The sequence below is a fragment of the Pectobacterium brasiliense genome, assembly GCF_013449685.1.
Lineage (GTDB): Bacteria > Pseudomonadota > Gammaproteobacteria > Enterobacterales > Enterobacteriaceae > Pectobacterium > Pectobacterium brasiliense_A.
Map to the genome: position 1 here is coordinate 1 of NZ_JACDSF010000080.1, position 1,053 is coordinate 1,053.

1 protein-coding gene is annotated in these 1,053 nt (G+C 55.8%); it reads left to right on the plus strand.

Annotated features, from left to right (window positions below; translation table 11 throughout):
* Positions 1 to 1,053: type VI secretion system tip protein TssI/VgrG (gene tssI / locus H0248_RS22295; protein WP_257981578.1), on the plus strand; the 1,053-nt coding region annotated here is incomplete at both ends.

A 1,053-nucleotide genomic window follows, 5' to 3' on the forward strand; every position in this document is an offset into this window, starting at 1 on the left:
TGGCTGGCAACTGGTTGCCATCACCCACAGTGGGCAACAGCCGCAGGCGCTGGAAGAAGAAAGCGGCGGCGAACCCACGACCTACAGCAACAGCTTTGAGGTCATCAGTGCCAAAACCACCTGGCGTGCCGACCTGCCGTACAAGCCGATGGTCGATGGCCCGCAAATTGCGACCGTAGTGGGCCCGGCGGGGGAAGAAATCTACTGCGACGAATACGGCAGAATCAAACTGCAATTCCCGTGGGACCGCTACGGCTCCAGCGACGACCAGAGCTCCTGCTGGGTACGCGTCAGCCAGGGCTGGGCGGGCGGCCAATATGGCCTGATAGCCATCCCACGCATCGGCCATGAAGTGATTGTCAGCTTTCTCGAAGGCGACCCGGACCAGCCGATTGTGACAGGCAGAACTTTCCATGCCACCAACCCCTCACCGTATACGTTGCCGGAGCATAAGACCAAGATGGTTATTCGCTCCGATACGCATCAGGGAGATGGCTATAACGAACTGTCTTTTGAAGACGAATCAGGGCGAGAGAACATCCATCTTCATGCCCAGAAAGACATGTCGGTCAAGATATTGCACGACATGACGACGCGGGTCGATGCCAGCAAGGTGGAAAGTATTGGCGATAACCGCAGTACCGAAATCGGTCAACATCACCAGCACCGGGTAGGCGGCAATATGAACCTGACAATAGGCGGTCAGGGGCTCGGATTGCTGGGCGGGTTGTTCAGCCTGATGGCCAACAGCGGTAAATTCATGAAAAAGGAATCGGCCAAAGTGGGCGAGCCCGGTGTGGAGCAATTCGCCGATGATATCAATAAGGTGGGTGCCGTGGCAGAGACTTTATCATTGACGGCGGGAAAATCGTTTACCGACGCCGGCGGATTCAAAAGCAAAGCCGGGCTGGATTTGGCCTCAAAAGGCACCTCACTGGCCGGAATGCTTTCCAGCCTGATGCCCGGTTCCGGTATTTTTAACACCGTCGTCGAAAAATTTCGGTCAGATACCACCGGGATTGCCAGTACCGAACAGGTTGGCCTGTATAAAAA